Below are 26,217 nucleotides of genomic sequence, written 5' to 3'. Positions count from 1 at the left end.
TTTGGGTATTCCGTGACAATATCGCAAAATTACTTGGCTTTTCTGCCTTATGGACTTGCTCTAACCTTACACATAAAATTTGAAATCCCGACAGCGATGTTGCAAAAGCAGTTCAACTAAAGGGAAATGTATCATCTAAACATTCACGACAATGGAGACAAAAATCATCTATCTGGTTTACAAAACCAATCCTTGGCACAACTATTCATCGAGAGAACTGGTGTATATCGGTGAAGACATGGAGGGCATTATCGCACAATTGATAGCACATCGGGGTATGACCGAGGACGATGCCAACGAGATAAGGAGCAATCTTCAAACGCAGTGCAACAACCGAGACTATGAGTGGGAGTTTGAGACGCAGCGTCTAAATGCTTTTACAGACTAAGACAACAACATATTGATAACATTCAAAACTTTTAGAATTATGGCAAATTGGGCAAGTACAAGCTACGTTATTGAGGGTAGCAAAGAAGAGGTAAACAAGGTATATCAAGTGATAGACGACTTCATGGAGGGTCGTAAGTAGCCAGTGCAAGAGACGGCAAGTGATAGCTGGGAAGGTAACATCGTCAAGACGTTGGGAGCCACCGATGATCAGATGAAGAAGTACCTTCGAGGTTTTATCCAGTATTACGATTTTGATGGTCATGTACTCCGCATCGACGCAGAAGAAGCTTGGGGAGCCACCGATTTCTATGAGGTCTTGTCAGAGCTGATGCCCGACCTCACCATCTACTTTATAGTGGAAGAGCCGGGCTGCGAGATATACGCCACCAACGATGCCGAAGGCAAGTATTTCTCTGATAGGTTCTATGTGGAGTCTGCCATCAACAACCAGTACGATCATGAGTATTTCTCAGAGAAAGAAGAGGCTATGAGCTATGTGGCAGAACTGATGGGCAGGGAACACGTGACAAAGGAAGAAATAGACAAGTGGAACGAGGAACACGAAGATGATACTTACATTTCCGTCCACGAGTACAAGGTAGTAGCATAACAGAGGCAACGGCAGGGCTAACCACCCTGCCACAACTCAAACAGATATGAAACACGCAGATTTCTTACAGCAGCACGTCAATGGACACCAAGATGCCCTACGCACATTGAACATAACCATGTACCATCACCCAGATAGAGAATACCACTGGTTTGCCAATTTCCCTTATGTTATAGCCGAGCTGGATAATGGCGAGGGGCATACCAATGCCAAGGTTATGGCAGTGAAGTACCCCGTCACCCATCATGGCGGCATACTGGTCATGCCCAACGAGGATAGTGAGTATTACGAAATTGGCTGGAATAACCTACATAAGAACATAATAGTAATTTTCTGATAAAAACAATATTTTTTAAATTGTTATATATATCTTTACACACAAAATTGATAAAATATTAAACAAAATTGTTTCACACAAAAAAAAACTGTCATATGAAAAGACTAAATTTATTTCACTTATTTATTCTTTGTGTTGCTGTATTCTGCTTAACAGCTTGCGAGAAAGAAGACTTGAATGACACGAATGAAACAACTAAGCCAGTGACAGCCAAACTGATTGTAACTTATATGGGCGACACAACGAGGTTTAGTTCAGAGAGCAATGTGTTTGCTATAGACTCGAAAAAGAAGAGTGGCTACCCTGTAACCGTCAACAACAAAGCTGGCTTCTATACGACTTCTGAGTGGGTTAAGCAAGGCGGTGACCGACCGACAATTAATGATGATAAATATGAGAGTTCCACCGTGTTAATTCAAAAAAATGGTTTGATCAGTCGTACTTACACATGCACCACCAGTGACATCGCATGCTTGTGTTATTACGAAGATTTTAGCATCACAAAACATCTACCAGACTATGCCCAGAATATGAAAGGAACTATCACGGTCAACATCAAGGCTTATATCCAGAACAGGCTGCAGAGGGAAGTTACTTACAAAGTTGACCGCAACGCCCCCGAGGCGTGGATTATCTTTTATAGTGACAAATCCTATCTAACACAAGAGTGTGACAACGATGGATTGCACAATATAAACAATGATGAGGGGTGGATTCATATAGGGGTAGGTGGAGCTGATTAAACAAGCAATAAAGGAGGCAAGATTTTGCCTCCTTTATGCTTGTTTATAACGTTCGTCTTTATCAAAACTGTGGGTCAGTCCTAAAACTGTTAGTGAGGGAATATTTGTCCCGCTTCGTCCCAGTCCGTTTCAAAGCGTTTAGCGTTACTGCCATCAATATCCTCAGAATCCCAGTCATCAACACCCACTGTAATGTTTGGATTTTCGTTGGAAGTGACCATGATACCAGTATTCCCCATTAGCGTCTTTACATACACTTGTGGTTGTATATATGTTTTTTTCATTGTAAAATTAATAATTGTTTATTTTCAAAATCTAAATACAAGTCGGACATTGAATTTATTACTTGGGTAATACTTGTCTTGCCAAATCGTCTCGTATTTTTCTTCGGCAGCATTATATATGATAATATCATTGAGGGCATTGTCAATATTCCCTGATTCTGTTTTTCTCACTGCATAAAGTGCGGCAGACCTTTTATATGGAATAGAGTATTGATAACAAAATGGTTCCGCAAAGGTAAATCTTTTTTTTGGGTCCAAGTCAAGTGATGTAGGATCTGTCGCAGCCAGCATATTATCAAGTTCTCCATAGCTCCAATCCTCATTATTCATAATGTCATTTTTTTGCCACATAAACTCTTTTCCGCCACTGGCCATAAATATTAATCCCAAATCTTTCCATGAAGGAATATACCAATTTGTCCAGTCTGGTTCTTTTCCTACACTTATTCTGGAATTACCTACATAATTATACCATGATTCTATTTCCTGTAAAGATAACCAGTTTTCTCGATAGCCTTTCGTTGCGTCTTCAGTTTCTTTTGCCAAGGTAGACAAAGATATGGCAAGTCCGTGTTTCTTATATGGAGACGGTCCTTTTCCGTCAGGTTCTATATATACAATCATCGCAACTGGATCTTCACCACTTTTGTAAGCCACTTCACAGTCTTTGTAAATATTCCCCTTATCTGTTATGATACAGCCAAGTTCTGGCTCTTGTGTATCTTCAGTGTAGCCATAAAAGCTATCGGAAATCTTAATCGTGTAGTTATATATTTTACCAGCCTTTAGATTTACTCTAAATGGAAAATATGTGCGCCCATACGAGTTCTCGTTACCTACGATATATTTACCATCTTTCTTGATTTTACATTCCATCCACACATAGGAGTAGATATTTGTGTCATCCCTATTTCTAATCGCATTGTTAATGTCCTTTATTTTTATTCCAGATTTAGGATCCCATGATATATGATTCAAGGGTACGACAAAGATATCCTTTCCGTTGTTCATGAGAACAGGTTCTTGGTTTGGATTATAGTTTTTAACGTCAATGGAGTAGTCTCCATATCCACTACCACTTGGGGTCATAGAAGTACTAACCTTACCTTGCCGATCAATGGAAAAGAAAGCATCATCGTACACACCTTTTAGTCCTATTTTGTTTATTTTACAATCCAATCGATGAGTGGAATGATCCTCTACATAAAATTTTATTTGCGACAGCAGATGGTGAAACTGCAAGAAGACCTCTCTGTTGTTTGTTAGTTTATTTTGATTTGGCACATATGCAGCAACAATATCCTTCTCTCCTCCTCTAAACACTCCAAGGTCAATGAAATCCTGTTGAAACATTTCCAATTTGGTACCCAAGATATTATGTGCGTTCATTGCAACAAAATTAAGGGAGTAATCTGGCCATAATTTTATCTTTCTTTTATCCTTATACATAAAATTGCCATTACCATCATTGATGAATTCCACATCTTTCATGTAAGGAGTGTGGATAGCGTTGTCAGAGAATGCGTTCACAAAGAATTGTTTCAGCTCTTTTCTAAAATTCTTGGAGTCCATTGCGGAGCGTGTGCCGTTTGCGCCCACGACCGAAAATCTTATTGCGTCTTTGGGTAAAGACATGTTTTCGACTTCTTGTTCTTCCGTACAGGACGTGAAGCCCAATAACAACATGGCTATAAACACAAAAGCCATTGACTGTAATAAATTAAAATTTTTCATTTTGCATAATTATTTGGTTTAAAATTTATTGGATCTATATGCCAGCCATATACTTTTAAATTTTTAGGAAAAACAAAATCTATTAAGCATTTCTGTTGGTAATTCTTAGAACCCTGTTGAAATTTTGGCTGTTTCTGCTTTTCGTAGATTACCTGAATCACCTGTGAATAGGTATCGTTGTTTTGCCGTTGTTCCTCGTCAATCTTGGCCATATAGTAATCTACTGCATCGGCATCCAAATAAAAATTCAGCAGTTGGCGTACCGTGTCTCTTTGGAAATCTCCATCGAGGCTAAGCCAGTCAGTTTGCTTATAAGTTCTTTCCTTTGGAGCCTTTTTGTTATCTTTCTTTTCGAATGGAAATAGCGGAGTATCGCCTTCCTGCCATGGTCGATCCTTATCAGCATCTTTAGACTTTGGAAACTCTCTTGAATAAACGTAAAAGCGCAGGTTCCTGGGTGAGCCGTTTCTGCCACGCCCATAACGGTCTGCCACTTCAAAATCGAACCACACATCACATTGATTGTTTTGATAAAGCTCATACAATTCTCGTTGTGCTGGCAGGATAACTTTCTCTACCATCGTTTTGAAACGCTGGTATTTCTCTTTTTCCAGTAGCTCTCCAGTCTTAGGATCATGGAGTTCTGATAGTCCGAAGGTAAAGCGGAAGGTTTCGACCGACATTTTCAAGACTCTCTTCTTGTAAGTCTCGTTGGGCATTGCAGGATCGATATAGCGGAAATCGCCCGAATAGAGGCAACATATCTCATAGAATTTTTGCGAGTATTTCGATTCCAGCAAGATTGCCGTATGCAGATTGAGGATAGTAAATGACTTGGTAAGATTAATGACGTACTCATACAGCTCTGGAGAGACACGTACCGTATAATCATTTGTCGAGGTGTTCCATCTGAAAGCATCTATCCAGTGAAAGTAATCCACCACCAGCTGTTTGTCTTCATTCTCATGAAACTGGACGATGGCTTTCTGTGCAAGCGTCCGCACCGTCTTGTAAGTTCTCATAACGTTGGTGTTTCCACCGACTGAAGCCAAATCCCGATCAGTCATGTTGAATACAAGATTCTGCCAGTTATCACGCATTGTCAATTCCATTTCCTCATATCGCATCTTGATAGCCTCCGACAGCTTATAGAGGAAACGGCGTTCCATCATCGTATAGCGAAGAGGAGAACGGAGAATAAGGTTGTTGAAACTGAATGAGCATTTGCCCACGTCGCCATTTTCAATAAGGGTGATTCGTCTTTTTGTCATTGTTAAACCCTTTAATTAAATTTTCAGAATTGATAATCCCTGATGTCGTAGCGAAAATTTGATTAAAGGGTACCGGGAAGACAACTGTCAGCTGTTTCGGTAATTGTATTAAAGTGCATCGAAACGACAATTCAAATGTAGGTAAATTACAAGACAGAGCAAAGGAAATGCGACAAAATTCTAAAAGTCAGATTGTTGCCTTAAATAATCAAGGAAAAGAAGGAGGACTCTTCTCAAAGGGTTACATAACCGTTCTCAAAAGGTTACATAACCGTTCTCAAAAGGTTACATAATAAAAGGTAATTACTCTGACTTTCAATAACTTACAACGCTATTAAATAAAGCTTATAAATAAATATAATAAATAAAGCTTTATACGCGCGCGAGAAACTTTTAACAAAAGGGAAAAAAATAAGGTCGATGACGTACAGAAGCCGAGTCTCCTGTCTTCCCAAAAGGTTATTTAATCGTTCTCAAAAGGTTACGAAGTGGACTAATGACCATGGATATTTTTCATAAACGCCTCCGTGGAAATCAAGCTCATTTAATTTTTATCCCGATATTGTAACAGATAGATTACAACATTTTCAACGGAGTCAGATAAGACGCATAAGACCATGGAAAGCCGACCATCACTTTTCCCTCCAGTTCGCCAACTTGAATAGCGGTACTACCAATTTCCTTCACCCTTTTTGTTTTTATGTTTTTTTGTAGTTTTGTCTTTTTGTCTTTTTGCTTGACAACGTTTATAACTATTCGGATAACATATATTTTGCCTTTTTGTTTGACAACGTTTATAATTATTTGGATAACATATATTTTACCTTTTTGTTTGGCAAACTTTATGCTTGTTTGGAAAGTATATATTTTGTTTTTATGCTTATTTGTTGTTTTGCTTTTTTGATTGGCAAAGTTTATGACTGTTTGAATAATATATATATTGCCTTTTTGTTTAGCAACGTTTATATTAGGTTGAAAAGCATATACTTTGTTTTATTGCTTGTTTGTTATTTTGCTTTTTTGATTAACAATAAAATATATCGACAAATCGAACTTAGCACATGGTTTCAGAATGAATTTAGTGAGGAATGGTGAAAATGACTTGTAAATATCATGTACAAAGGGATTGAAAAATGGCGTAGAAAATGTGTAGCAAGTTGTACCTTTAGGCGCCTATTTTTCAAATTGGCACATAAAGGTTACTTGCCCACGAAAGTGGGGAAAATATCGTCGCAACTCCGATATTAGGACAAAAAATGATGCCTTTTTTAGATTTCCAGCAATCTTTTGAAGATGTCTGATTGCTGCTTTTTCATGGTGGCCATCATTTTTTTTAGGTCAGAAACATGAGGGAGAATAATTTCATCGTAGTATTCTTTGTCTAATGCTCCTTTGTAAATTAGTTCATTAGCACGCTTGGTAATCTGATTAAGATTTACTCCCTGCTTAGAAATTTCATGATTAAATTCTGTTATCAAGTCGGCTAATTTATTCAAAGATTCTATGCGTTTAACAGTTCCTTTGTCGTTGAATTGTGCTACTGCATCACGAATCATAGCAGCCATTTGATTGTAATTTTTGGCTTTACTTTTGAATAAATCTAACTCTTTATTGTTAAGATGGAGGTTGATGCGATTTGTTCTTTTGTCTTCTTTCATGCAATTGTGCGATGATGTTCTTACTCAAAGATACAAATTTTAGGCGAGGCTATAGAACTTTAATCCAGCTAAAAATGTTATATTTGCATCGTAGTTTCGAGGCACTTTAATTTATTGACCAGTGGCGGTTTGGCAGATGTCATCCTGGCTATCTTTACCGAAGCTACCTTTACATCAATTAAAGTACGATGATAGCAACCATTCTCCATTCAAGCAGCACATTCAATGCTGTCAATTATAACGAAAGAAAAGTGTCTAAGGGTACGGCAGAGCTCTTAGAAATCTCCAATTTTGACTATCTTCAAAAAACTGGAAATGTGACTGCTGCCAACTTACAGGAGTATCTGGTGAAGTATTCGTCTGTCAATCAGAATATCAAGAATACCCAGTTTCATGTCTCTATATCATGCAAGAAGCAGGAATATACGCATGATCAGCTTTTGGATATTGCGCATCAGTACTTAAAAGAAATGGGGTATGCTGATAAGGGACAACCAGTCTTGATTTATGCGCACCACGATACAGGCAACAATCATATCCACATTGTGACGAGCAGAGTTAATCCACAAGGCAAGAAGATAGAACATGACAACGAAAGACTACGCTCCCAGGCTATCATCAATAAAATCATGGGAATAGAACCAAAGTATGAAGCAAAGAGTATCATTCAGAAGGCTATGGAGTATTCTTTTGCAACGTTGGGACAATTTCAGGCTATTCTGGAGAGCAATGGGTATGAGAGCTATGTGGAAGATGACAAACTCAATGTCAAGAAAGGGGGTACTGTGCTTGATAGCATTGTCATCAAAGAGATAGAACTGGCGATGACAAAGACGACGATGGAGGAAAGCAGCAAGCAGCGCAAAAGGTTAAAGGCCATCCTTTTGAAATATAGGGGATTGACTTCAAACAAAGAAGATCTAAATAAGATGCTGAAAAAGAAGCTGGGCATATCTCTCGTCTTTATAGGGAAGAAAGATGCTCCTTATGGATATATGGTGGTGGATCACAAAAACAAGGCAGTATATAAAGGTAGCGACATCTTAGACATAAAGACTTTACTTGTTTTCAAGCAGCAGCAAAATATACCTGTCGGAGAACGTGAGAAGGCTATTTTAGGTTTTATACGCAAACTGATTGAGGAAAACGATAAACTTACTATCGGCGAGATAAACAAGTCACTGTGGTGGAAATATAGGGTCAATATCTATCACGATGGGTATATCAGAGATAAGCAGCGCAAAATTTCGATTGCGGTTGATAAGGAGTACTTTTCTATTTTACGCAAGAATTTCAGGAGGTTATGGATCCAGGGATTCAATCCTGCGACCGAAGAAGAGAGGACTATTCTTTGCAAGTTTGGACATATCGATGATGAGGGTGTTATTCAGATCTGTCCTGATAGGAGCAAAGAAAAAATTGATGGTACTGTAAACCAAATCAAGGAGATATTGGGGACTGCTGAAAGAGGACAACTATATGACGATCTACGTAATGCTAAAATTCTTATATTCAGAAGAGAGGTTTCGATCTATGCCGTCGATATGGGTAACTCCACAATCGTCAATCTGCGGGATACGGATATAGACCTATCCCAGTTTGCAAGGCACACAGGGGTGCGGTTGCTATGCAACCTCCGACAAGTCCACAAAAAACAAATTCCCAACATATCAATGCTGGGAACTTATTGCGTCCTACTGGCTCTGGCCATCATTCTAATCGTGAGTGGGAAGTTGGCGGAGGAAGTAACTGGGATGATATAGACGACGAGAGAAGGTTTAAGCGTTAAGCCATGACTACCACTCGGCAGTAGACTTTGGTTGCTCTACTGGTGCAAAGATTCTGTCAAGATTCTGATGAGATAATCGCTGATTGTCAAAGAAAGAGATAAAGATAGTGGCAGATTGGGTTATCCCCATCAAAATTTTCATATTCCCTGATTGCCATTCTGCCTTTGGGAAGATTGTTTCGGCATTGCAAGTCTTAAACCATGGGACACATAATTGATGAGAAAGCTCACCTTTATGCAAAGGTTGCAACTTGACAAGGGGATATTCCTTGACAGGAGTGCCATATTTTTTTGAGAGATATGTTACCAATTGTTCGGTCAGTCCGACCAACTGGTTATGTTGTTCTATATTAAGAACCTCGTATATGCACCGATTATCGGATAGATTCTTTAGAGAACGCAATGGTGCTAACATATAACAAACGCCATCATTCGTGTCTGAATATGGGGTCTTAATAGTTACAGAAACCAATTTGTTTTCAAGGAAATAGTTATGCCCTGTGAAGAAAAGTGGTAACGTACTCTTTGTGTAGTTTTCATTGTCAGAAGCCGTGATGTCGGCGGCTGGGGAGATAATATTATCAACATCGAAACCAATCCCATTGATGGAAAGAATATATTTTGACTGCAAGGTAATGGAATCTGTTACTTCTGTTGCCTCTTTCTTCTTCTGTGTTTGACTCCAGTATTCATCAAAGTTCATTCCCAAGTGATAATAACCCAAGATAGGTTCTTGTGGCTTATTACCAGTGTCCTCCTGCGCAAAGACGGTGTATGAGAAAAGCACTGATAGGATTAGTAGGCTGTATCGACGAATCATACTTTACTGTTTTTGATTAAAGACTACAAAGATAACGTTATGATATGGAGTTTTATTGCTATTTGTCATTTATTTCACTCTCTGTAGCCAAAAAGTGACGAAACCAGGCTGTCGTAGGTACGGTGAGCGAGTGATGAGAGTATGGCACTGCGTTCCTTACAGGACGGCAAATTGCAGTAATATCCTCCAATGGTATTGAGGATTGGTGTTTCGGGAAGTGGATGCCCACAATAGCTTGCTGAAATGACGTATTCACCATCTTTCTGTTTGCGGATTACCACATCAGTATAGGTAAGTTCATAATTACATTTTATATTGAGGAAACTTTCTTTCAATCCTAACTTATACAATGGAGAATGTTTCTGAATACCCACTACTATTAGTTGGTGGGTTGATCTTATTTTTTTGACTTGTCTATCATCCAATAGTGCAACGGTACGGCCTCGCAAACCAAACACATTACACTCATACAAGAGTACTCCCTTTTGAACGCATGAAACGTCGATAGCATCATCATCAAAAGTCAGGTAAAAATCTTTGACTGGAATAATAACAATGGTGTTAGGCGATACCTCACGTCTCTTGTTGAGATACTGTTCATACAAAGCCGTATTCAGTGTTCTTTGGTTCCTTAGAGTCTGTGCATGGGCTTGTATAAGGCTTGCCATATAAGAAACTTGTTGCTCTATTAAGTTTGATAGATTTCCTATCAGAGAAAGCCCTGTACGGCTAAAATTCCATTCATGATCTTTGACCACTTCAATCAGTTCGGTATTATCGATGCACACCTCAATAGAATGTGCATTGATAATAAGTGAAGTAATGCGTGCTTCTCTGATGAATCCGACTCCCTCTATTGTAATAGGGGGCGTTATAATGGGATAGTTCAGACGCTCCTGACCTATAAGTAATCGTAAGTAGTCCAATGCCTGTTGCACAGTCGCTGTAGATTGACCACTGATTTGATAATTTTGCTCAACCTTATGCGTCTCAATATTGAAGCGTTGATCCTGCAATATCTTTGCTCCATAGGGAGAAATAACTATATACGAATAGATGGTATCTCCGTCAGAGAAATCGGTGATTTCCCAGCCCAACGTAAGGTATAGCTTATCGGCATCGGCACCAATGACGACAAAAGAGATACCGACATCAAAAAGCACAAGTGCCTTCTCTGCGTCATGCAGAGAGTGGCACTTGTACAATTCTTTCACGAGGTTTTCTAACCTCTTTGTAGATTCTATCACGGCAAAGGTATTTCAAAAGTCTTTACTACATTCTTGCCTTCTCTGTCGAAGAACACCCAGCGTTCAGCACGATATTTGATTCCGTCTTTATCAACACATTCATAGTCGAGCTTCACTTTCCAACCCGACCATTCACCTTTGGGCGTGTTCTTGAAAATCATCGTCTGTACCTCTGTGGCAGCGTTCATCTGACGACGCATAAGATTCACCGTATATACGTCTGCTTTAGATATGTCAGTTACTCCTTGTGTCTTTGCCATGAGTTGCTTAGTTACAACATCCATAACCTTTAGCATACCTGTAATCTCTTTGCGAGTAAAATAGTTTACGCCGAAGGCTGAATCAGGCTCTGTATGGGCGGTCAGTTTCAGCTGCTTGGGATAGTCAAGCGAGGCTTTAAGATTTTCCTGCGCCTTTTCAAACATTTCGTCCTTGGGTGAATGGCACGCACTTACAAAGGCGCATACTACGAAGATGAGAATATATGTCAGTTTTTTCATCGTTCCTTAATATTTCATGTGGTAAATGAGAAAATTCTTGTATGCCTTAAAGCGTACTACCTGATGCTCTGGCACAACGATGGGTGTGTTGTTGGGCGGTGGAGGGGTTATGGTACGTTCCTTGATTGTTCGTAGCTCGAAACTACCAAAGTTGTCCAGTACAACACCTTTACCATCGTCCATAACTTCACTGATTGCTCCCAACAGTGCGTGAAGGCTCTGTCGCAATACCTCTTGCGACAAGCCTGACCGTTCTTTTGCCTTTCGCAAAAGTTCGTTTAAAGAAACTTGATTCTCTTTCATGTTCATCTTTATTTATATGATGTTACTTGTATTTCGTTATGAAGGCCAACTTTCAACGTGAGAACATGTACGTGACCGAGCTTATCGAAGGCCTCGAAAGGCATTTTTAGCTTACCATGACCCAGCAGTTCCTTTGCGTCCTGGAGGTTTACCTTATGGCCATAGTAGTGCCTCCATATTTTGAAATCGCATCCGTGTCTATAATTGGAACAGTTAAAGGCTGTCGGACCAACCAAAACGTTTTGTCCGCATACTGGACATTTGTCAATGATTGAAGATAGTTCCACATTACCATTCTCTGTCCTTGTGAGGTAGGCAGAAAAGCACTTGCCTTGCTTGTTGAAAAAACCGTCGAGAATATCACCATTCCCATTACAGAAGGCTTCTGCTTCTTCAACGGTGATATAGCGATTACAGATGAAGTTGGGTATGATGAAGTTACATGGTGAGTTGACGGATAGATGGTTGACGCAAGCATACCCAAACCTTGTCTGAATGATTTGTCCTCCACAGTTAGGACACACTGCATCAATAGGTCGTGTTTCGGTCTCTATATCATAACCCTTACCAGGGTTAATTATAAAGCGTCCCTGATAAGGGAATCCTTTCTGATCGCACATTTCCGTATATTCAGTGCAACCATTTCTTATCAGCTGGCGAATCATTCCATCGGTTATATCAATACCATGTGTATGCAGAGGTATTGAAAAACGACAACCACCATGCTCTGATGATGGATTTAATCGGTTAGTACAAACGTAATCTCTATTAGTTTTGATAATATGACCATGCCCACATACAGGGCATAGGCCAAACTCTCTATCTGATTGTTCCATTAAAGTACCTTTTTGTTATGGTTAATGTTTAATTGTATCTGCGTAGATTATAATTCCAGTCGTTCACAACGCCTTCTACGATATTCTTTCCAGTCATGACCGCTGCCCATCCTTCGGGATCGAGTTTGAAGAAGAGGTCACGCCAGCGCATGGTCTGTATCTCCCAAGCGAGAAGATAAAGCGAGGTATTGATGCTTTCAAGTTTATCAACCACGGTGTTGCAGATGTAATAGCGTTCTGCGGAGTTGAGAAGATTCACCTTGTTCTTCTTTTTGATAATGTTTCCCTGGCTATCGTAATCGGTCGTGTTGTATGTGCCAGTGGTCACCAGCTGCTCTAAGAAAGGATAGAGGCTCATCATATCCATGGTCATACTGCTAAGCTCCGTACCAACCGTTGTGGCCAGAAACGTTCCTTGAAAGCCACCAACCTTGATGGCATGGCGCACATTATTCATGTTGGAGGGAATTTCCTTCACAACTAATTCACCAGCACGCTTTATCTGATAAAGGTTTTTAAAGGCACCTTGCACGTTTGCCATATACCCCAACACTTTATCCTCTACCTTGTGCATCTGATCCAAGGCTACCGTTACTGAAGCTTCGGCAGCAATAATCTTATTCTGCGTCTTCTCACGCTTAGAATAGATGTTTTTCAAAGTATTCATCTGCAATGTAATGGCAGATGCCAAAGCAGGATCTACCTGTACGACAGCAGCATGGATAGAACTGTTGAAACAGCACACTAAAACGATGAGGAATAATCCTTTTTTACTGATTTGTGATTTCATATATTCTCTTTTCTTTTTTACAATTTTCTACTCTGTTTCTGATGAGCTGGACTATGTCATGCCTGGCATTCACGCCATACATCACCATCGTACTATCTGTCTTGTCAGTGGAAATGATACTTACCGTCTTTACCTTCCATAGCTTTTGCAAAAAACTCTGCGACTCGCTATAGTCCACCACACGATATAGTTCTAAATAGTCGGTGTGGCGTGAGAATACGCCACGAATACGGCAGAGCTTATTATCGCTGATAATCCACACTATGGCCGTAAGTGTGATATACCTTACGATGCCCACGATAGCCAACAGCAAGGAAAGTGCTGATAAGCAGATTTGAATATATCCGTTGTCTAAGATGGAGGAGAAAGGTATGGCAATAAGCAACATGGCAAACACCAAGGTCAGCCCTGTATGCTCGACAAAGAACTGTCTATAATCTGGTTTGATATATACGTCCATAGTCTCTACATCTTTAGCCCACCCATCCGCTTTTCCCTAAGATTGTCCTCACGCTCGAACTTACTTTTGGAAAGGATTTGAGACGTAGGCTTATTCATCACAACATCATTCCAATCTTTGAAAGCAGCAGGTGCTTTCTCGACTCCATATTTACGATTGAAACGTATAAAATCATGAAGGCTATTCAGCGTTGCCTTTCGTGGATCCAGCTTATGCTCAACACCATTGAAACTTACCCTGATAGCATCATCGGTCTGTACGATATTGAAAGGTATCTTCTCTACGACCCCCACCATACGCATCCCATAGATACGCCCAGGCACATCATTGTCGAAACAATCGACGGCACGAGCATTGGAGTAGTAATCCATAATACCACCGACCTGCTGATTGGAGAAGGTGCCACCAATGGAGACAAAGACTGACTGCTCCAGCTCTCCCTTTAGTTTTGCCTTGTTTGCCTGATAGAAAGCCATCACATCGTAGGCACTTTCGGCAAAATAGACATGCTTGATGTCCTGCGGATTGTTATTTTTTGAGAAGTCCACAATCCATGCAGCGGTAGTGGAATTAGTGCCAGTGGCCTTGCGCTTGAAGCTGCCATAGCCTCGTATCTCATAACCTTCCACCTTATCTGATCCAGGCTTGACGTAAGGAAAGCCTATATTGACATAATCGCTGTTAAAACGTGTGTCCTTCACTCTCTGAATCCAGGGCGCAAAGTCCTCGATAGTCTCTTTCTTGATGTTGCGCTGACGGAAGATGTATTGGGCAACGTCCATATTTTGCAGGATTGGTTCTGTATGATAAAGTTTGGGGTCGAAAGGCTTACTCGCACCATTGAGTTGAGCGTATGCCCTCTGTGGCTTATCGTCGATGGGTTGGTTGGCAAACTTCGCTATGACTTTACTGATTAAATCCCAGTTGTTACGACCACTCACACCAAAGGAATTGGCGTTCTCTTGGATAAAGTTGATTACGTCGCCACGCTGACCGTTACGACGGAAGAAAGTCTGTTGTGCCTTATCATTTAAATGGCTAACAATAATTGTGTCTTTTCTGCCACCAGCACCATCAGGAAGAACAAACTCTACATATCTTCCGAGTCCGGCTTTCCTGTCCACTTGATAACCTAAGCTATATGCTACGTCATCAATTCCTACCTGTGACTTCAAAGCTTTGAAATCTATTTGATATTCCTTCATAGGCTTATCATATCTTTAATCCTTGTGAGACATGCTGTGAAACTTTTGGTATGGATAATTCTTCTCCATAAAGCTTTTTTACAATATCAGAAAGCATCTTATCTTTTTGAGAATTATCACTGGCTTTGAGATAGGTAACAGCAGTTTTGTTATCTATAGACTTTGGTTCTAATTCATGACCATCAATAGATGCACGAACAACATAATTACCTGTTGGCTGCTTATATATTCCTGCTGTAATTGAAGATTTCTCTGTTTCGCTACGACTTAAATGTTGTGAGTTGTTATCAGCATAGATGAGCGATGCTATGAGATTTACATTATCACCTTTATGTAGTATGCCTATGTAACCATTGTATCGTAAAGTTTCTTTCTCTGTTGAAACATTACTTAACCATGTTTGGAGGGTAGCAGGAATCTCCTTTTGGTTTAAGTCACTCATTTTTTCGCTATTACTGAAAAAAAAGCGAAAACCATTTTCATCCTCTAATATGCGAGCACCGGATATATGAGAAGTTAATTTGAAGGCTACTTCTTGTAGACGCTCTGTATATGCTTTTACGTCCTTATCCGTGTATTCTCTATTCGTCTCCATTATATCCCATTTAGGGATTATGGATTCTTTAGATACTTGCTGTAGCTGCTTTCCCTCTTGTTTATTGTTGAATATTGGCTTTTCACCTAAAGCAAGTTTTTGCTCATCAATTTTCTCAAGAATCAGATTTGAAGCTTTATTTACATCTGCCATGACCGAAACAATAAATCTGGGTTCCTCATGCAATGTTTTAAGCCAGCTGTCAACGTATGCAACATTGTTGTCCTGAATACGGCGGTCAAAGCCCATCGTATTTCCTACCATAGCCGATGAAAGCTCTGCCACTAACTCTTCCTTGGCATATTTAGGGTCACCAAAGTGGTTACGAAGGTTGCGGTTCAACCGAGGTTCCGTACCAGTGGAATGAGCCATTTCATGGAGAGCAGTGGAATAAAACCCCATACCATCCTTGTAAATCTCCGACTCCGATATACCTTTCTTGAATTGTCCCTTTTGAGGAAGGACAATCATATCACGTGATGGACTAAAGTAGGCACGATCAGAAGGCTTATCATACTGAATACGGCATAGCCATTCCTGACGCTCAAACATTCTGTCAAGGGCTTTATTCTGATACATACCTTCGGTGTCAGCAATCTTAGGACTTTGAAAACGTGCTATAATTTGGTCATACTTTTCCTTGTTGACCTCCTGCATATTGGTCTGATCAATGTTGTAAACACGGAACGAGCGGAGAAATGGGCGAATCTCGCACGCCTCCTTCTCTGCTTTGCTCATGTTCTTGTAATCGGCAACGGACACCTTCTTGCCATTGCCGTCCTTGATGCTCATGTCCCAGTAGATAACTGGCATGGCCTCCGAGCCTTTCTTCAGGCGTAGTCCTTCTTTCTCCTTTTGCAGGAAGGTCATATATACAGGGGCAGCATAATGATTGATGGCCGTGTCCATGAAGAGGAACAGAGAGTTTGTACCTGAATAGTTTCGGCCGTTCAGATTCTGTGGCATACCGAAGTTTCCCTCACCACCTATCCAGCCCTTTTGCCAGTTGTTTGTTTTGGCTTCTTCGAGTCGAGAAATCATCATTTCTGAAAATTTCTCAATGGCTCTGTCGCTGGATGACTGCGAATTGTTGTGATATTGATACGCCATAACTTACATCAATAAATCTTGACTTTCGAGAAACATAGCATCGGTTTGTTCAAGGAACAACTCGGCATTGTCCTCGTCAGGCTCGGCACCTCGATCAGCGAGCCACTGCTGATAACTCTCACTGTATTCACTCTGCTGGAGGAATTCCACCCAGCCTATGCGCCCCTCCTGTTTGAGAAGCTCAAGTTCTTCGAATGACTTACTTTCCATTTTGAATTAGTATTGTTTGTATGATAGTCATTCTCCCTCATCGGTGAGGGGAATGACATTAGGTTTATAATTTTGTCTTGAATTGCTAATGAGAAATCAAAGCTTTAACCCCTGCGAACGGTCTAACTTCTTGGTAAGGGAAAGCTCCTTTACATCCTCCGTCAGATACTTAGCTCCGAGTTGTTCTCTGGAGGCCGTCTTCGACTTGAAAAGAGAATAGAGGTCGTTGTTAGACATCTTCCTTTCTGGCGTTTGACCTCTGTCTTGGACAGTTGCAGATATGAGCCATGCACCCTCCGCATCTTTCCTGACACGGACTTCCTGCACAGGGATATTCTCTGGGAATCTGTATTTTTCGTAGGCTGATTTAAGATGTAGCTGCTCACCAATGACCTTCTCCGCAATCTGACTTTTACTCTGTGTACGATCAAAGTACATGTCCAGTTGGTTGTGCGAAAGAGGTGTGGCATGGAATCGCTTGTCTCCCATTTCGGCATACAACATGTATTCTCCGAAATGAGGCTTGCTTTCGTTACGCTGCTTGTAAACACGGAAAGCTGTCAGCTCCCTGCCATCAGAAAGTTTCAGGTTGTCGAAGTCCTCCTTACTAAGCTGCTTGGCCATCTTGGAAGGATAGTACTTGGCGAACATATCCTTGACAGATATTTCGTTCTTCATAAAAGCATCCACGTCCTGCTCCTTGACGGCCTTGGGGTGCAAGCCCACACCGTCGAGGCGTGCATAGAAGAAATACTTTCCCTCTTGCTTGGGCGATTCAAAGAGGTTGGCTGAAGTTACCTTCTGACCATTCTCCGTGATGAGTTGAGGGGCAACGGCCTTCTTCACTTCGCTAATGAGGTAGTTGTAAAAATCGGGATGGATGTTTTCTGGGTGATAGTATCTGCGCTTCTTTGAGTCGTCACCAGGTACAGAACCTGCAAATGATATATTGTCATTCCAGGCATAAACACGGTTGAGAGATACGCCCTTGTCTTCATCGGTGCCAGCGACAACACCTTTCTTCGCACCGAAGTCAGGCAGCACAACCATTTTTGCGCTACCCATCACGGCCTTAATGTCATCGATGAATTTCTGTTGCTGCTCCGTTGTCGGTACAGACGAACCTTTCTGTACAGATGAATTTGCCTCTGTCTGCTGTGATTGCTGATCCTGCTTATACGCCTTGGCAATAGATGGTATCACCTCTGCGAGCTGCTGAATAGAGGCTGTTTTCAGTTCTCTAAGTTGGAGCTTGTTTCCTTCTGTGTCGGTGAAGGTTACTCTGCCACGCAAGACTTGCATCTTGTCAAGTATAGCAGTTTCGCCTTTTGTCGTTTCTACGTTCAACGCTTTAGATGACAAAGGAAGTAAGAAAGCATGGTGGTTGTTCTTACCAACAATTTCAACTACTTTGTTATTGAAATCGTCTCTTTCCTCTTTGGCATTATCATTTGTTTTCTTGGTAGACTTTATCTCCTCCACTTTTTCCTTTTGAGGTATTTCGAGCTGATCGCATAAAGCGACACGTACTCCAGCACGAACGAGTTTTGGTAGATTGATGTCGAGGGCATGATGTGGAAAACTTACCTTTTCTATACGATCACCATTCTTGGTAAGAGATAGACCAAGTAGTTCTGATGCTTTCATGGCATCTTCACGATACATTGTGTAAGAGTCGCCTGTGCGAAAGAGGAGCATAGCATCAGGATGTTTTGTCTTTATAGTATCATACTGTTTCAATATCGGAGAAACAGCTTCTAACTTTTTAGCAGTCTTTTTATCAGAAACAGACTTCGCTTGCTTCTGAATGGCATCTTCCTGCTCCACCAGCGGTTTAATTTTCTTAGTCATAGGTGAAATGAATTATGTGTTATGGAAAAGCAGAGAAGACAAAACGCAAAAAGCCCGGCCATGACAATCTGTAAATAGAGATTGCCAAAGCCGAGCATACGATAAGTCCCGTCAGAAACATAGGCATGTCCCTGATAGAAATGTATGTTTTTTGTGTGATTCCCCGTGACAGGAGAATAGTCTTCTCTGGGCATAAAACAATGATCTTATGCTCCTTGAAAATCAGTCTTTAAAACTGGGGAAATATATTAAAGACTACCGAGAAGACGACTGTCAGCTGTGTTCGGTAATTGTATTAAAGTGTCCCAATCAAGGGATTGGTTATTGAATGAACTTTTATGGAACTCTTAGTGTTGTGATAAGAAGATAATATAGATTATAGCTTCATACCAGTAGAAACTTTTTGCTCTTCTTTGACCTCATGCTTTTGTTCCTTGTATTGCAGTTTATCGACAACCTGCTTGTATTCCCAGCGGTTTTGGTCTGTGAGAACATAGCCCATGAAACCTTCGTTGGCGATGTCGTACTTTATCTTCTGTTGGCGATCCCATTCTGCCATGTCTCCTTTGACGACCTTAAAGCCTTGTGGCTCTTTCAGATCTACACCAACGGAAACCTTCTCATGGCCGACTTCGAGTTCAACAGGTTTGCCTTCCTTGATGGCTTGCTTCTGATTGGCACCCAACTGTATGTCATTGATCGCCTCCATTTGGGCAATCTGCTCTGGAATACGCAAATTACTCGCATTGCGCTTGATAAGCGACTTTGTTTCATTATCCATTTGGATGAATTGCATACGACGGATGCCATCTTCCTTAACCTCCTTGCGAATAGTATCACCTCGGCGCAGTCGCTCCTTGTCGTTATCAGTGAGCGATATGTCGCTGACCATTTCCTTTCTGACAGGATAGGTCATCAACTGTATCTTCCCAGCCCTGTCTTGGACGAGCTGTAACTTTAACGGAATATCATAGACCTTGCCACTTTGGGATTGAACCTGGGCCTGAATAAGTGGCGTGATCTTGCCACTTAAAAAAGTTTCCAACAAGTCCTTTGGCATAGAGAGCGTTTTCTCTTTGCTGATGCCAAGATTGGCCAGCTTACCATATGGAATGTCTTTTTCTAAAAAACGATTTACCATTGCCATAACATTATTTTTTGTAGTAATTTTGATTCAAATTTAGGAAAAAATAGTTTAAGATGAAAGTAAAATCGTTGTTATTTGTAGGCGTTTCACTTCTCGCTTTTCCTTATCAATCAAGGGCACAATTCTACACAATTATGCGTGAAAGCGAGGATGAAAAGCAAGTGATAAACAAAGCCAAAGCGGATAAGATAGATGAGGACTACTTTTATGCCTATCAGGATTCAATGAAAGTTTCCTCAAAAAAACGTAATGCGAAAATGGATTTTACTGATTTCTTCTCTACGGCGGAGGGGCATGAAATATCCATTGAAAAGGATGTACCTGTCTTTGTCAATGTCAAAGACAGTATGCTTTTTGGATTGATTAAGGAGAGGATGGATGTGTGTCTTCCATTGGATTTTATCAGCGTTACGTCTCGGTATGGTTTTCGGCAGGATCCCTTTAAGAAGTGTTCTTCCTTCCATGACGGTGTCGACCTTGAATGTAATATGAGCCATGTGTATTCCATGCTCCCAGGAAGGGTGACGAAGGTGGTTTATAGCAAGAAGGGATATGGCAATCATGTCGTTCTCGACTACGGTCATATACAGTGCCTCTATGGTCATTTGGCAGCTGTTACGGTCAGGGAGGGCGACAAGGTATATGCTGGTACAATCGTCGGAATATCAGGAAATACAGGCAAATCGACGGGACCACACTTGCATATCAAGATTACTGCCAACGGAAAGAGTCTTAACCCTGCACCGTTCATTGCCTATTTGAATAAGTACATAACAGGGCTTCGTGATAAGATAGCCTATGTTAGGTTTGGAACACGACCACCGAAGGAACTGAATATCAACAATCTCTATCAGGCATTGGATAAGTATGGGGTTGCCTTTCCTAAGATTGTAGTTGCACAGGCACTGTTGGAGACTGGTTATTTCACCTCTAACGTCTGCCTAAACTACAATAACCTATTCGGACTACGGAAACCAAACGATGGAAGTTATTATCGCTTCAACAATTGGGAAGAGTCGGTGAAGGCATACAAAGATTACGTGCAGTACAAATACAAAGGCGGAGACTATTTCCGCTTTCTCCTGCGTATAGGTTATGCGGAGGATTCAAACTATCTATATAAGGTGAAGAGTATCAGTAGTTCTTTATAGCTATTTTTTGACAAGAAAAAGGTAAAAAAGGGAGACAGATTTCAGCATCTATTTCCCTTCTTTTTTCGATAGTAAATTTCTTTCCTTGTAGGGCAAAAAAATACCTAAATTATATTTTTATCCACTTATTGTGGTTGTTACAATTCTATGTTTTCGGCTCTGCGTAAAAGGCAGCGTTTTTATTTCTTACTTGTTTTTTCTGATAGAAAAGATAGAACTGCTGAAAAATCCAATAACCGACAAGGAGTAGAAACTTGGCACAATATCCTAAGAGTTTGATACCATGCCTTATCATGAAACAAAGAACGACACCTATTGCATAGGCAGTCCAAATCACAATTTTAGTGAGAAACGCAAATATGCAGTAGCTCAAATAGCCTATCAATCCAGCAATCAGTGTAAGCATAGCAAACGAATATTAGTGAATAATTGATTTTTGTATCAGGTTATGATATATTCTTTTATCAAAGATACAAAATATTTTCACTTTATCCAACTTCCAAAGGGATTTTTATGGCTAAAGTAGGTCTATAGTCGCAGAGGCCTTTTGTATAAAATCATTCCTCGTATTTTCGAGTTGCTTGACAAACTGCTGCTGTAAAAGCTCCAACTTAGCCTTTACTATCGTATTGATAGAGAATGATTTTGCAAATTGGTCAGCATCTGCAATCTTAAAATCTTTGGCCAGTAGAAAGTCTACGGATATGTAGTTCGAGTAAAATTGTAGTATTTTGATAAAGGAATCGGAGTTTACAATCTTGTTATGTTCGATTTTTGATATAGTAATGACTGGTATCCCTGCTGATTGAGAAACCTGCTGTTGTGTCATGATAAGATATTGACGAACGTTTTTTAGTCGCTCGCCAATATTCTCTATTTGATCAGTGGTATCTTTGTACATGTTGTTGTCTTATTTTGATTTTACTTTTTCACCTTCAGGGTATAGCTCCTTGATCATCCTGGTAATGTCATCTTCGACCTCAATGAAATTTCGATTAAGGATGACTTCCATGTCGCGGTCAGAACCGAATTTGTAAATAGGCGGTATATCCTCATACAAGGCTTCTTCGGTCTTGATCTTCTTCATATCGAAATTAGTTTTGCAGAAATACTTTGAGGTCTTAAACTCCGTCGAGTTCTCTATCTCAAAGGTATTCATAGCATCATTTGGTGTAGGCGTGAAGTCTCTTGCCACCTGACCTGCCAACCAACCTGTGGCCATATCCGCAATCTTTGCAGCTGGTAAGAGGTTATCCATCTTCTCGGATATGGAGGTGGAAACCTTTTGATCGTTGATAGAAATAGACTTACTTGTCTGCTTGACTTTACCGAATATATCGTTCTGCGCCCATTCCAATGTTTCCTTGTTGCGAGCTGCACCCATGAATACATTGCCACAAGTGGATATTATCTTCTGCATACCATTCTTGCCATAGTCCGCCTCCAGCTGTGGTAACTCTTGGAAACCCAACGTTACGGAAACCTTATTGCTTCGGGCCGTACCTATCAAGCGGTCAATCTTGTGAAAATATAGCGTTGGCAACTCATCGACGATCAGACTACAGGGATAGTTGTTCTTACTGTTAATCTTCATCACCAAACGATTGAGGATAAGGGCATTGAGTGAGCCAATGACCTGCTCCTTCTCTGGGTCGTTGGCAATGACAAGATAGCTGGGATGCTCACGGTCTGAAATCTTTAGGTCAAAATCATCACCAGTAAACACCCAATAGGCTTCCTGTGTGGCAAGACGACCTGCTGCGACACGCAACGTACCCACCATACCTTCCAACTGATCCATAGCCTTGTTCTTAAAAGCAGACTCAAAGGGAGCCATAAGTGGCTTGATGGCACGATCACTCATCAGAATGTTGAATACGTCATTGTAGGGCTTATTCAAAAACTGGAGAACATGAGCCATGTCAGAGAACTCGCCTGTTTGTGTATCTGGAACAACTCTATTTCCCTTGTTGTCCTCATACCAAGTTTCTTGTATGGTCACCAAACAACCTTCTGTATCTTCATAAGAGAAACCGTCCAGCTCTACATACAAGCCGTTGTCGTCAATGGAAATGTTGCTCCAATTCTTATTATTGAAATCAAGGACTATCTCACCCTTTTCATTGACACCAGCGTAATCTGTCCAGTTTTTATAGACCAACTGGAGTGTACCCTCTTCTACATTGTCTATATTAACGACCCTTGTATAGCGGAAGAAGCGTTTCAGTTTCTTCCCCTTAGAATATCCCATAGGGTGAAAGTTGACGAAGAAATAAATGATGGCAGCAAGGAAGTTCTCGGAAGCATTCTTAAAGAAAGCCTCTGAACCACCTTTCTTGTCGCCACCGCCCTTGTTCAGTGATTCAAGCAGTGTCGCTGCCGTTTCGGAGGCAGCAGCGAGATCGGGGATATACTTTTTCTGAATAGGATTGATGCGGTTGGAATAGCGTACATTGGCAAAGTTGATGACGTGGAATCCGCAGTTTTCTGGTAGATGACCATATTTCTTGTTCTTACAGTACTGATAGAGCAAGTTCTTGGCCAGCGTCGGGAACTTGTAATCGTACACCATCATAGTAAACCCCTTGGCACTGTGCTGCCTGATGAAAGGGTCGATGATGCCGAACGACTTACCCGAACCTGGAGTACCGAGGACAAGAGTGGCACGGAAGGGGTTGATAATGTTGATCCATCCCTTTCTCATACGTTTCTTGAAATAGAAAATCATGGGTATATTGACCGAGTAATCATTCTCTATCTTCTCTTCCATCTGTTGGAAACTCTCTTCCTCAAAGTTGAAACGGTCGTCTCCCAGCTTATGGTTGAAATACTTACTGATGGCATCTAACCCTTGATGGACAAGCATGATACCAATGACGGAACAAAAGACATAGATAATTCGGTTGGTCGGGAAGCCCATCATTGTACCTCCCCAGGTGTCCTTATGCACAAGGACACTGGTTAGAATAAGGTAGAAGCCTATGGACAACGGATAGATGACCATTGTTTTCATATTAAACTTCAATTCCTTTCTGGCCTTAGTACCTATACACGTCACACCGATACAAACAAGCTCCATAAACTTACAGCCGAGGACACTGTTAAACAGTTTGAGTTTGTATAGGAAGGATAAGAGAAATTTTGCGATGGGATCGCTGGAAGCAATGGGTAGATTCATCACAATCTCAAATATCAGGATGATATAGATACAACTGCGGAATATATTGTATATCTGTTGCTGCTCTTTGGTTTCTTCTGTTGCCATATCAAGAGTGGATAATCGGTTAGTTCATTTTCATGCGCAGGATCGGGCGAACCTGTGCAGGGTCAGTTTTGAGGATAGAGGATGTGTTGTCGATGCCACAAAGTGCGTTCTCGTCTGCCGAAACGCTGGGAACACTCATGAGTGTATCAAGATCAGCAGCTTGTCCCAAATTCTTTGTAGAGACAAATCACATACTATCCTGTCTTGTGCCAATGACGACACCCACGGCGGTCATCTTTGAAGCGTCATATCCATGTGCGGATATGATACTGTAGTTTGAAAGAAGGATAGATCCTGCCGTAACATTACCATGCCAGTCTTCTATATGTTCTGAACATGAAGACATCTGAAAAGACAGTAGCATTATAGCTACTGCCCATATCATAAAGTTGACTTTTCTTTTCATACTTTTTGGTTCATATCAGTTATCGTTAAAGAGGTATCTTCACACCAATGGTGAAACCATTACGGAAGGTATCACCGTGCATGAAATTCACGTTGTTCTTTTGTTTGAGAGCGAACTTCCAACCATTCGTAAAGGTATAGCTGTATTCAAAGCTGCCCTCTGCCCCAAAGAAATAATCTCCACGAAAGGCACCAGCCACTGGACCGAGGTCGAGACGGAGCGTTGAATTTTTCCAACGCACCAAACTCTTCTTGTATAGGATTCCGCCATTCCAGTAGTAGTTCTTCCAAAAGGACTTATTGCATACTTTGCCACATTCGGGGTCTTTAGCCCAGCGGTTGCCAACTTCACCGAAGATTTCAAAGGCATTGTCATATTTCAGCTCCTTCTCATACCCAAATGTAGCATTGAGGGTATTTTGGAACAATAGTCCTGTATTGAGGGTGATATATTCGTCATCCTCGCCAGCATGGGTTTGTGGGAGTAGGCAGAAAGCCAACATCAGGGATAGGAATATCTTTTTCATCGCTGTCCTCCTATTTTATAATTATAGTTTCTCGTTAGGCTCTTCATCATCTGCTCATCGAATCCATCGGCATGAAGAATATCAGAGTACTCTATAGGGATATAGATAACACGACCTGAAATTTGACTTTCGGAAATCTCCAAATTGAGAATTTTCTCATCAGGGAAGGTGAGCTTGTTCAGCACAATCACATTGCGGTAGCCCTTTTTGAATGAATTGACCTTGTTGAGCATATAGGTTGGGGTAAGTTCTATCGTTTGAGTATTGGTTGCCTTGGTTTCTTTCTTATCGGTGAGCTTAATACGTATCTCGTCAATATCAAATTTAATCTTCGTACTGTTGTAGAGAGAGAAATCGATAAAGAAGTAGTCGTCAATGGCATATATGTTATTGACAACTGCCTTAATACCATACTTCTTATATTGAATATTGTGAAACCGGGCAGGCATGGCATAGATAGCCCAGGCACAACGTGCCATTTGTGCTTCAGGCATCAGCACATCAGGATTATTGTAACGCTTGGTGTCCTGGAGATTGATGTTGTAGATGGAATTGGCGCGAGCTGGCCCCTTCACATAGACAACATTAAGTTGTGATATGTGTCGTTCTCCAATAACCGTCATCGTACCAGCCAACTCGTAATCATACATCCTGCCAGCAGGTTTGATACGTACGATGTTGTCCGCACATTGATTACCGATGATATTGGTGGTGGATATATCAACGAGCTTGATATTCTCTGGCATGACGATATGGGTAGTCACCTGCTCATTCACATATATCGTGTTCTTGCGGAGGTCGCTATCAAAGATATAGGCATTCTCCATACTCTCACGATGGATATAATGTACCTTGGATGTATCGGGTACGATGTCATGGTATTTCTTCTGCGCCCAGGTTGAAGTGGTGCAAAGAATTGCTAATAGTGTTAATACTAAATTTCTCATTGGTTTCTTTGTTTTGATTCTGTATGTCCGTT

At 40.9% G+C, this 26,217-nt stretch carries 29 protein-coding genes; 6 read left to right on the top strand and 23 right to left on the bottom strand.

Translation table 11 applies throughout. The features are described from left to right. Positions 1 to 151: 151 nt before the first annotated feature. From BN35_RS00310 to BN35_RS00295, 4 genes are all read left to right on the top strand, one after another. Positions 152 to 388 (top strand): hypothetical protein, encoded by a 237-nt coding sequence (locus BN35_RS00310; RefSeq protein ID WP_025072946.1) that lies wholly within the window; start codon positions 152 to 154, stop codon positions 386 to 388. A gap of 144 nt (positions 389 to 532) precedes the next feature. Next, a complete protein-coding gene (locus BN35_RS00305) occupies positions 533 to 1,000 on the top strand; it encodes a hypothetical protein (RefSeq protein WP_234396780.1) in 468 nt (155 codons plus the stop codon). A 46-nt stretch (positions 1,001 to 1,046) separates the two neighbouring features. After that, positions 1,047 to 1,337 carry a hypothetical protein gene (locus BN35_RS00300; protein ID WP_025072945.1) on the top strand — a complete coding sequence of 97 codons (291 nt, stop codon included), beginning with the start codon at positions 1,047 to 1,049 and terminating at the stop codon, positions 1,335 to 1,337. A 95-nt stretch (positions 1,338 to 1,432) separates the two neighbouring features. Then, a complete protein-coding gene (locus BN35_RS00295; protein ID WP_025072944.1) occupies positions 1,433 to 2,080 on the top strand; it encodes a hypothetical protein in 648 nt (215 codons plus the stop codon). A gap of 89 nt (positions 2,081 to 2,169) precedes the next feature. Here the strand turns inward: BN35_RS00295 and BN35_RS00290 are convergent, their stop codons facing one another. The 4 genes from BN35_RS00290 to BN35_RS00270 all read right to left on the bottom strand — a co-directional run bounded on the left by BN35_RS00290 (position 2,170) and on the right by BN35_RS00270 (position 7,027). Continuing rightward, the gene (locus tag BN35_RS00290; protein ID WP_025072943.1) at positions 2,170 to 2,364 is read right to left on the bottom strand and encodes a hypothetical protein; all 195 of its coding nucleotides are present in this window, start codon (positions 2,362 to 2,364) and stop codon (positions 2,170 to 2,172) included. Positions 2,365 to 2,388: 24 nt separating this feature from the next. Then, positions 2,389 to 4,098, bottom strand: coding sequence for a fimbrillin family protein (locus tag BN35_RS00285; protein WP_025072942.1), 1,710 nt, complete (start codon positions 4,096 to 4,098; stop codon positions 2,389 to 2,391). After that, on the bottom strand, positions 4,095 to 5,369 hold the full coding sequence (locus BN35_RS00280; RefSeq protein WP_025072941.1) for a replication initiation protein: 1,275 nt from the start codon (positions 5,367 to 5,369) through the stop codon (positions 4,095 to 4,097). The genes BN35_RS00285 and BN35_RS00280 overlap by 4 nt, the downstream gene beginning before the upstream one ends. A 1,268-nt stretch (positions 5,370 to 6,637) precedes the next feature. Then, positions 6,638 to 7,027: a plasmid mobilization relaxosome protein MobC gene (locus tag BN35_RS00270; protein WP_028901042.1), complete on the bottom strand. Its 390-nt coding sequence runs from the start codon at positions 7,025 to 7,027 to the stop codon at positions 6,638 to 6,640. Positions 7,028 to 7,215: 188 nt separating this feature from the next. Here BN35_RS00270 and BN35_RS00265 point away from each other — a divergent pair, with 188 nt between their 5' ends. After that, positions 7,216 to 8,790, top strand: a complete 1,575-nt coding sequence (locus BN35_RS00265; protein WP_257009369.1) for a relaxase/mobilization nuclease domain-containing protein — start codon at positions 7,216 to 7,218, stop codon at positions 8,788 to 8,790. Between the two features lie 33 nt (positions 8,791 to 8,823). On the opposite strand, the gene BN35_RS00260 is transcribed toward BN35_RS00265, so the two are convergent. The 12 genes from BN35_RS00260 to BN35_RS00205 all read right to left on the bottom strand — a co-directional run bounded on the left by BN35_RS00260 (position 8,824) and on the right by BN35_RS00205 (position 19,890). Further along, positions 8,824 to 9,636 carry a hypothetical protein gene (locus tag BN35_RS00260; RefSeq protein ID WP_028901043.1) on the bottom strand — a complete coding sequence of 271 codons (813 nt, stop codon included), beginning with the start codon at positions 9,634 to 9,636 and terminating at the stop codon, positions 8,824 to 8,826. A 74-nt stretch (positions 9,637 to 9,710) separates the two neighbouring features. Beyond that, complete coding sequence (locus BN35_RS00255; RefSeq protein ID WP_025072503.1) at positions 9,711 to 10,883, bottom strand: hypothetical protein; 1,173 nt, start codon at positions 10,881 to 10,883, stop codon at positions 9,711 to 9,713. After that, the gene (locus BN35_RS00250) at positions 10,880 to 11,383 is read right to left on the bottom strand and encodes a hypothetical protein (protein ID WP_025072502.1); all 504 of its coding nucleotides are present in this window, start codon (positions 11,381 to 11,383) and stop codon (positions 10,880 to 10,882) included. The genes BN35_RS00255 and BN35_RS00250 overlap by 4 nt, the downstream gene beginning before the upstream one ends. A gap of 6 nt (positions 11,384 to 11,389) precedes the next feature. After that, positions 11,390 to 11,686 carry an HU family DNA-binding protein gene (locus tag BN35_RS00245; RefSeq protein ID WP_028901044.1) on the bottom strand — a complete coding sequence of 99 codons (297 nt, stop codon included), beginning with the start codon at positions 11,684 to 11,686 and terminating at the stop codon, positions 11,390 to 11,392. A gap of 8 nt (positions 11,687 to 11,694) precedes the next feature. Continuing rightward, entirely contained in the window at positions 11,695 to 12,522 is an 828-nt protein-coding gene (locus BN35_RS00240) for a topoisomerase C-terminal repeat-containing protein (protein ID WP_025072501.1), read from the bottom strand. Between the two features lie 28 nt (positions 12,523 to 12,550). After that, complete coding sequence (locus tag BN35_RS00235; RefSeq protein WP_025072500.1) at positions 12,551 to 13,312, bottom strand: hypothetical protein; 762 nt, start codon at positions 13,310 to 13,312, stop codon at positions 12,551 to 12,553. Beyond that, on the bottom strand, positions 13,293 to 13,772 hold the full coding sequence (locus tag BN35_RS00230; protein WP_025072499.1) for a PH domain-containing protein: 480 nt from the start codon (positions 13,770 to 13,772) through the stop codon (positions 13,293 to 13,295). Before BN35_RS00230 ends, BN35_RS00235 begins: the two co-directional genes overlap by 20 nt. A 5-nt stretch (positions 13,773 to 13,777) precedes the next feature. Continuing rightward, entirely contained in the window at positions 13,778 to 14,977 is a 1,200-nt protein-coding gene (locus BN35_RS00225; protein ID WP_025072498.1) for a toprim domain-containing protein, read from the bottom strand. A gap of 7 nt (positions 14,978 to 14,984) precedes the next feature. Next, positions 14,985 to 16,682, bottom strand: a complete 1,698-nt coding sequence (locus BN35_RS00220) for an ArdC family protein (RefSeq protein ID WP_028901045.1) — start codon at positions 16,680 to 16,682, stop codon at positions 14,985 to 14,987. Positions 16,683 to 16,685: 3 nt separating this feature from the next. Further along, positions 16,686 to 16,892, bottom strand: coding sequence for a hypothetical protein (locus BN35_RS00215; protein ID WP_025072497.1), 207 nt, complete (start codon positions 16,890 to 16,892; stop codon positions 16,686 to 16,688). Positions 16,893 to 16,988: 96 nt separating this feature from the next. Further along, positions 16,989 to 18,743, bottom strand: a complete 1,755-nt coding sequence (locus BN35_RS13985) for a MutS N-terminal domain-containing protein (protein ID WP_025072496.1) — start codon at positions 18,741 to 18,743, stop codon at positions 16,989 to 16,991. 376 nt (positions 18,744 to 19,119) lie between these two features. After that, positions 19,120 to 19,890 (bottom strand): DUF4099 domain-containing protein, encoded by a 771-nt coding sequence (locus tag BN35_RS00205; protein ID WP_025072495.1) that lies wholly within the window; start codon positions 19,888 to 19,890, stop codon positions 19,120 to 19,122. Between the two features lie 53 nt (positions 19,891 to 19,943). Here BN35_RS00205 and BN35_RS00200 point away from each other — a divergent pair, with 53 nt between their 5' ends. Further along, positions 19,944 to 21,041 (top strand): peptidoglycan DD-metalloendopeptidase family protein, encoded by a 1,098-nt coding sequence (locus BN35_RS00200; RefSeq protein WP_028901046.1) that lies wholly within the window; start codon positions 19,944 to 19,946, stop codon positions 21,039 to 21,041. Between the two features lie 145 nt (positions 21,042 to 21,186). Here the strand turns inward: BN35_RS00200 and BN35_RS00195 are convergent, their stop codons facing one another. The 7 genes from BN35_RS00195 to traN all read right to left on the bottom strand — a co-directional run bounded on the left by BN35_RS00195 (position 21,187) and on the right by traN (position 26,185). Continuing rightward, positions 21,187 to 21,447 (bottom strand): hypothetical protein, encoded by a 261-nt coding sequence (locus tag BN35_RS00195; protein WP_025072494.1) that lies wholly within the window; start codon positions 21,445 to 21,447, stop codon positions 21,187 to 21,189. Positions 21,448 to 21,558: 111 nt separating this feature from the next. After that, positions 21,559 to 21,942 carry a helix-turn-helix domain-containing protein gene (locus tag BN35_RS00190; RefSeq protein ID WP_025072493.1) on the bottom strand — a complete coding sequence of 128 codons (384 nt, stop codon included), beginning with the start codon at positions 21,940 to 21,942 and terminating at the stop codon, positions 21,559 to 21,561. A gap of 9 nt (positions 21,943 to 21,951) precedes the next feature. Beyond that, positions 21,952 to 24,306 carry a type IV secretory system conjugative DNA transfer family protein gene (locus tag BN35_RS00185; protein WP_025072492.1) on the bottom strand — a complete coding sequence of 785 codons (2,355 nt, stop codon included), beginning with the start codon at positions 24,304 to 24,306 and terminating at the stop codon, positions 21,952 to 21,954. A 19-nt stretch (positions 24,307 to 24,325) separates the two neighbouring features. Then, positions 24,326 to 24,475: a hypothetical protein gene (locus BN35_RS13860; RefSeq protein WP_174362004.1), complete on the bottom strand. Its 150-nt coding sequence runs from the start codon at positions 24,473 to 24,475 to the stop codon at positions 24,326 to 24,328. 18 nt (positions 24,476 to 24,493) lie between these two features. Continuing rightward, positions 24,494 to 24,712: a hypothetical protein gene (locus BN35_RS13855; RefSeq protein WP_025072491.1), complete on the bottom strand. Its 219-nt coding sequence runs from the start codon at positions 24,710 to 24,712 to the stop codon at positions 24,494 to 24,496. A 25-nt stretch (positions 24,713 to 24,737) separates the two neighbouring features. After that, entirely contained in the window at positions 24,738 to 25,238 is a 501-nt protein-coding gene (locus tag BN35_RS00175; protein ID WP_025072490.1) for a hypothetical protein, read from the bottom strand. Next, the gene (gene traN, locus BN35_RS00170) at positions 25,235 to 26,185 is read right to left on the bottom strand and encodes a conjugative transposon protein TraN (RefSeq protein WP_025072489.1); all 951 of its coding nucleotides are present in this window, start codon (positions 26,183 to 26,185) and stop codon (positions 25,235 to 25,237) included. Before traN ends, BN35_RS00175 begins: the two co-directional genes overlap by 4 nt. Positions 26,186 to 26,217 lie beyond the last annotated feature (32 nt).

The organism is Hoylesella timonensis 4401737 = DSM 22865 = JCM 15640 (assembly GCF_000455445.1).
Classification (GTDB): Bacteria; Bacteroidota; Bacteroidia; order Bacteroidales; family Bacteroidaceae; genus Prevotella; species Prevotella timonensis.
This window is presented reverse-complemented; position numbering and strand designations above follow the sequence as displayed.